The sequence below is a fragment of the Paenibacillus forsythiae T98 genome, assembly GCF_000520735.1.
GTDB classification, from domain to species: domain Bacteria; phylum Bacillota; class Bacilli; order Paenibacillales; family Paenibacillaceae; genus Paenibacillus_AQ; species Paenibacillus_AQ forsythiae.
Genome location: NZ_ASSC01000638.1, coordinates 1 through 6,563, shown reverse-complemented (window position 1 = coordinate 6,563; position 6,563 = coordinate 1). Strand labels below are relative to the sequence as shown.

Genomic DNA, 6,563 nt, shown 5'->3' with positions numbered 1-6,563 from the left:
CGGGTCCGCCATCCTCCGTCCGAGCGAGTCGGCCGTATAGAGTCCGGCGGTTTAGAGTCCCGATTCCATTCCCGCCGAATGGACCGGGAACCTGAATTTGTACATCTTTTTTCCGCTTGGGGGTGCCGATGCCTAACATACCTGTCAGCATACAGTTATTTTCCCATCCAACCTCAAATGTAGCCACAACCGCCTTAAATTCCTGCATAACTGTAGGATTTTCCTGCTAACCAACGTTTTCCCCTGAAAAAACCTGCACGCCGGCAATTTTTGCAAGATGTTCAGTTTTGCAAGATGCTGAATCTTTACAATGGTTCTAAATAAGGGTATATTTATAGGGATCATTTAAAAATGAATAAGTAATCGCTTTATGGAGGAGCCTGTCACCAAGGGCTCCTTTTTGCTGTTTTCAGGGCTTTTTCGGTGAAATCTTAAAAAAAGACAAGGAGCGGGTAATTCATGGAGTTTATTTTGACCCTACTGCTGATTCTGCTGTCCACCAAGCTCGCCGGGCATTTGTCTGTCGCTCTCGGCCAACCGTCTGTTCTCGGCAAGCTGATTGTGGGCATTGTGCTGGGTCCGGCGGTGCTGGGCTGGATTCAGAATGGTGAATTTATTCACTATATGTCCGAGATCGGTGTGCTGCTGCTCATGTTCATCGCGGGGCTGGAGACGGATCTGGATCAGCTTCGGCGCAACTGGAAGTCGTCTTTTGCCGTGGCGGTGGGCGGGATTATTCTCCCGCTGTTTGGCGGAATGGGCATTGCGGAGCTATTCGGCTTTTCTTACTCGCATGCGTTGTTCCTGGGGGCTGTCTTAAGTGCGACCTCCGTCAGCATTTCGGCCCAGGTGCTTAAAGATATGAACAAGCTGAACTCCCGGGAAGGCTCGACCATTCTGGGAGCGGCGGTTGTCGACGATATTCTGGTCGTTATTCTGCTGGCGGTGCTGATGAGCTTCTTCGGGGCGGGGGAGTCGGTGTCGCTGGGCCTTCTGATCGGCAAAAAGCTGCTCTTCTTCGCGGTCATCATTCTCGCCGGCTGGCTGATTGTTCCCCGGCTGCTTAAGTGGCTGTCTTCCCTTAAAGTGACGGAGCCGACGGTCACGGTAGCGCTTGTCATCTGTTTCGCCTTCTCCTGGTTCGCGGAATGGACCGGAATGGCCGGGATTATCGGCTCGTTCGCAGCCGGGCTGGCCGTCTCGCAGACCGCTTTCAGGCAGAAGGTAGAACATAAGGTGGAGCCGGTCGCTTACGCGGTGTTCGTGCCTGTCTTTTTTGTCAGCATCGGACTGAATGTCTCCTTTGAGGGAGTCGGCGGCCAGATCGGCTTTGTGCTGATCCTGTCGGCTGCGGCGGTGCTGACCAAGCTGCTCGGCGGCGGGGTAGGCGCGCGCCTGACGGGCTTTGATACCCGTTCCTCGCTGGCGATTGGTTCAGGCATGATATCCCGGGGCGAGGTCGCTCTGATCATTGCCGCCACGGGACTCCAAAGCGGTCTGCTGCTGCCGGAGTATTTTACCTCCGTAATTATTGTCGTGATCGCGACGACGCTGCTGACTCCGCCGATGCTGAAATACGTCTTTCGCGAGCGGGTGGGGGCGGATTGAGCGGAGCCGCAAATAGTAAAGATGACATCATCTGTAATGATAATGCCATCTTTCTGCGGCCTCTTTATTTTTGGCTCAGGAAGTCAGTTTTTCGCCCTTGATGAGATAGGACCGTTTAATCTTCCATGTGCCGTCTTTGGTTTTGCTGAACGTTATAACGGATGTGGAGCGATTATCCTGAAAATCGGGGCCTTTTAATTTCTTTGCCGTTTGAACGACATACACGGCAGCTTCATTTTCGGTGTAATCGATAATTTTTGAGCTTTCTATCGTGAATGCCAGATCATACGCTGCAAAGATTTGACTGTACACCTGCTTGTTCTGCTCGAATTGCGGAGAGGTTTCATCCAGCGTTGACAACACACCGTCCAGATTTTCATCATTGGAGCTTTTGAGGTTTGCCTGAAGCACCGACAGGATCTGATTTTCCTCATCTTGTGGAACAGCAGGGCTGGCAGCCAGTAATTCCGGAGGGAGATTATACTGTACCCCGGTGATTTGCAGACTGCTGATTTTCCAGTCTTGTCCGTTTTCGTTTTTGATGAGCTGGTATATATATTCGACTCTCTCGTCCGGCATGAACGGACCATTGATTTTATGCGAGGATTCAACGGTATGTATGATCGCTTCATTCGGCTGTAATTTCACGATATCCAATTGATCGAGCGATAGGGTGAGATCATATTTTCCCATTTGGTCTTTGATTTGCGGGCCAATCTGCGCAAGCGGCGAATTCGGATCAATCAGGCTCATGAATCCATCGAAGTCTTCCTTATTGGTATAGGCAACGTATTGGTCGAAGAAAGCGGAAATCGCTTTGGGATCGCCATTTTGTTGTTTTGTAGTAATGATGACGGTATTTTGCTTGGCATCCCACTTGACGCTGCCGCCCGTTGCTTCGCTCACGAACCGAAGAGGAACGTAAACGGCATTATTTATCATTTTAGGGGCCGAGGCCAGCGGCTTGTTTATTCCATTTATGCTGGCGCGCTTGCTGCCGAGTTGCAGTTTGATCAACAGACCTTCCTTCGAGCCTTTAATCGAACCCGTTTTCGCATCCCATACTATTTGTAATCCAAGTTTTTCAAAAATGGACCGCAGCGGAATGAGTACAGAGCCGTTTTCTTTAACAGGCGCCTGGCTTCTTAAGTCAAGTGTCTGCCGGTTGATCTGAACGGTAATGGATGGTTCGGCCGCCGCCGCAGACAGGCTAAGCGCGCTGGATAAAATAAGGGTCGATAGCAAAGCCGGTATAAATTTCATCTTATGCAAGTCTCCTTTTATCGGTTTGGTAAAACTTCCACGCTTAAGTTTATACGAGAGTAGGACAAAAAAACATATCGAATGCTATATATTTACTTAATATTCACAATATGCTAGACCCCCTGCTTGCGTCTAAAACAACATCTGGTTTCATCCAAGAGATACGTTTAGTGCTGAAATTAAAGAATAACCCCTCTCTTGGCCAGATCGGTTTTAGCCAGAAATAGGGTATATTGAAAAGTTAATTGCTGCATTCTTCGAGCCGCTTCCTCCAAAGCAAGGTTGCCATGAAGAGCTTGAACCTGTGTTCCGGGCAAACTGACTGTGGGTATTGTGCTCGGTCCGCCGGTCTGGGCTGGATCATACTTCCTAATGTTATATATTGAAGATGATACATGACAAACAAACAGATTTTATATATTAATCTATTGAAAAGAAAGGAAAGGAATGATATATTCCATATAGTAATTTTTGGATTTATATTATTTAGCAAGGGAGAGTTTTGAATTGGTTGCCTATTACACTTTGCGGGTGAAAGTATTTTGGTTAGGGGGAATCTTGCCGAGGCGGTGAAAATTCTCAGAACGAACCACAGACTCCAAGGGTAGAGAGCTTCCCGGACGATTTTATGCTTATCCCAGCTTTCATTACAATTGTCCCGGTGCAATCTTCCCATCCTTTGGTTGGGGGGCTTTCTCCGTCTCGGGGCTGAGTGCCAAACCCGCCGTCCGACTGTTTTAAGGCCTTTGAAAAGCAACTAAACTGAAGCAGGAGAGAATGAGATCTACATAAAGAAGCAGGCAACAAGAGCTTTATCAATACTGGGGAGTGGAAGGAGAAATTATCAATGACATGGTTGACAAAATGGGCGTTCGGCAACAAGGCGGCCGCAGGGCTGCTGATTGTGATGGCGCTCGTAGTGGGACTAATGAGCTACAGCTCGCTGCCGATGGAATTCTTGCCGGAGGCGGATACTCCGCTGGTGACGGTAACGGCGCTAGGCCCGGGGCAGGATGCGCATGCGATGGAGGAGCAGGTGACCAAGCCCATCGAGAGCGCTCTGGCCATGATCAAAGGCAAGACGGAGATGATGTCCACCTCGGGGAATGGCTACACCAAAGTGGACATTAATTTTGACTCCAAGACGAATATGAAGGATGCCGCGCAGGAGGTGCAGAAGGCGGTCGATGCCTTGCAGTTTCCTCAGGGAGTCATGCGGCCGTTCGTCCTCCAGTTGAATACGTCCATGATTCCGGTAGCCTCGACTACCCTTTCGTTTGACGATGGAATAACCGAGCAGAACCTGAAGCTGGCGGAGACGGTGATCATTCCCGAGCTGCAAAATATCGAGGGGGTTGCGAACGTCGCGCTGTACGGCAAAACGGCGCCGCAGGTGACGGTCAAGCTTGATCCGCAGCTGATGGCGGCAAAGAAAGTATCCGTCGCGCAAATTACCGGTCTGCTTCAAGGCCGCAACGTGTCGGCCTCCGTCGGGGAACAGACGATTGGCGGCCAGACGGGCAGCGTCAATGTTATTTCTTCCATCGACAGTGTCGATACCCTGAAACGCCTGCCGGTTTCGCCAGGAGTGACGCTCCAGGATATTTCGTCGGTTCAAGTCAAGGCGGATCAGGAAAGCGTCAGCCGCTCCAACGGCAAGGATGTTCTGTTCGCGATGGTGACGAAAGAAGCCAATGCCAACGCGGTCGATGTCGGCAATAAGGTGAAGGATGCGGTGGATCGCATCAATAAGGATGTGAAGGGGACCGAAGCCGCGGTTGTGTTCAGTACCTCGGATATGGTCGTTGATTCCGTGAACAGCATGATGCGTGAAGTGCTGCTCGGCGCGCTGTTTGCGACTATCGTCATTTTGATATTCCTGCGCAATGTGCGGGCAACGCTTGTGACAGCTGTTTCCATTCCGCTGTCGCTGGCGGTTACTTTGTACCTGCTCGATATTTCGGGAATTTCGCTGAATATTATCACGCTCGGCGGGGTAGCTGTTGCGGTCGGCCGTCTGGTCGACGACAGTATCGTGGTTATCGAGAACATTTACCGCAGACTGCAGAAGGAGTCCTTCTCCATTGACATGATGATCAATGCGACGAAGGAGGTGGCCCGGGCGATCACGTCCTCAACGATTGCGACCGTCGCCGTCTTCCTGCCGATCGGTCTGCTGCGCGGCAGCATGCAGGCGTTCCTGCTGCCATTTGCCTTGACCGTAACTTACTCGCTGCTGACGTCGCTGGTGGTCGCATTGACTGTCGTTCCGCTGCTGAGCTCTGTGCTGCTCCGGAATACATCGATGAAGGAGCATGAGCCGTCCAAGGGGTTTCAGCGGTTTCTTAAATGGAACCTGAACCACAAGTGGGTGTCACTGTCGCTGGGACTGATCATTCTGGTAGCTTCAATCGGCGCGTATATGAGCATGCCCAAAGGGGCGCTGGACGCTTCCGATGCCAGCAGTGTCGCGATTGAGCTGAAATACCCGAATGATACGCCGGTAGCCGAAGTTCTTGAACAGGGGAAACGGCTGGAACAGGAAATTATGAAACAGCCTCAGGCGAAGACGGTAATTATGCAGTCCGGGAACAGCGCCGATGCCGCTAAATGGGGTGATGTATCCTCGCCAACTGTGGTCAACTATACAGTAATGATAAAGGAAAATGCTGACGCCCAGGCATTTATCGATACCATCCGGGGTCTGCAAGGCAGCTATGCCGGAGCAAGCCTTGCGGCTAACGAAGGTGGCATGATGGGATCGAGTTCGACCAATGAATACATTGATATTGTCGGCGACGACCTGTCCAAGATTACAGCCGCGGCGGATCAGGTTATGGATAAGGTGAAGACGGTTGACGGCGTCCGGAAAATCTCCAGCAACATGGAGGATACGAAGCCGGTCTTTGCCTTTAACGTGAATCCGGCGCAGGCCAACGCGCAGGAAATATCGATGCAGCTGGCTGGTATGCTGAATCCTATGCCGCTGGGTCAGATGGAGCTGAACGGTTCTTCGGCCTCGGTTGTCTTATCTCCGCTCGTTGAACCGAAATCGCAGACGGACCTGGAGGGCATCACGCTGATGACTTCTACCGGGCCTAAGCCGCTATCGCAGCTTGCGAAGCTGGAGGTTCATAACGAGCCCGCCATGCTGTACCGCAAGGATGGCAAGCCTTATGCGCGCATTACGGCCGAAGTCGATCCGAAGAAGGTATCCGAAATCGGGGCTTCGATCAAGAAAGAAACCGACAGTATCAAGCTGCCTGAAGGGGTAACCCTTGTATCGGGCGGGGCATCCGCCGACCAGGCGGGCGATTTCAAGGATCTCGGCATGACGGCGCTCATCTCCATCGGCCTTGTCTACCTGATTATGGTGATCACCTTCAAGACGCTTCGCGCACCGCTGGCGATAATGTTCTCTCTGCCGCTGGCAGCCATCGGAGCCGTCGTCGGCCTGCTGATATCGGGAGTGACCCCCGATTTCACCGCCATATTCGGTGCGCTGATGCTGATCGGCATTGTAGTGACGAACGCCATTGTGCTGATTGACCGCGTCAAGCATAACGAGGACCATATGAGCATTCGCGAATCGCTGCTCGAAGCGGCGGGAACCCGGATGCGGCCGATCCTGATGACGGCCATTGCAACGATCTGCGCCATGCTGCCGCTGCTGATCGGCCATTCCGAGCAGG

General features: G+C 51.9%; 3 protein-coding genes. 2 read left to right on the top strand and 1 reads right to left on the bottom strand.

The window, feature by feature from the left end:
• Positions 1-459: 459 nt before the first annotated feature.
• Positions 460-1,608: a cation:proton antiporter gene (locus tag L692_RS29525; RefSeq protein WP_036724633.1), complete on the top strand. Its 1,149-nt coding sequence runs from the start codon at positions 460-462 to the stop codon at positions 1,606-1,608.
• Between the two features lie 75 nt (positions 1,609-1,683).
• On the opposite strand, the gene L692_RS0119675 is transcribed toward L692_RS29525, so the two are convergent.
• Positions 1,684-2,871 (bottom strand): copper amine oxidase N-terminal domain-containing protein, encoded by a 1,188-nt coding sequence (locus tag L692_RS0119675; protein ID WP_025701766.1) that lies wholly within the window; start codon positions 2,869-2,871, stop codon positions 1,684-1,686.
• 847 nt (positions 2,872-3,718) lie between these two features.
• Here L692_RS0119675 and L692_RS0119670 point away from each other — a divergent pair.
• On the top strand, positions 3,719-6,563 hold a 2,845-nt coding region (locus L692_RS0119670; RefSeq protein ID WP_025701765.1), incomplete at its 3' end, for an efflux RND transporter permease subunit.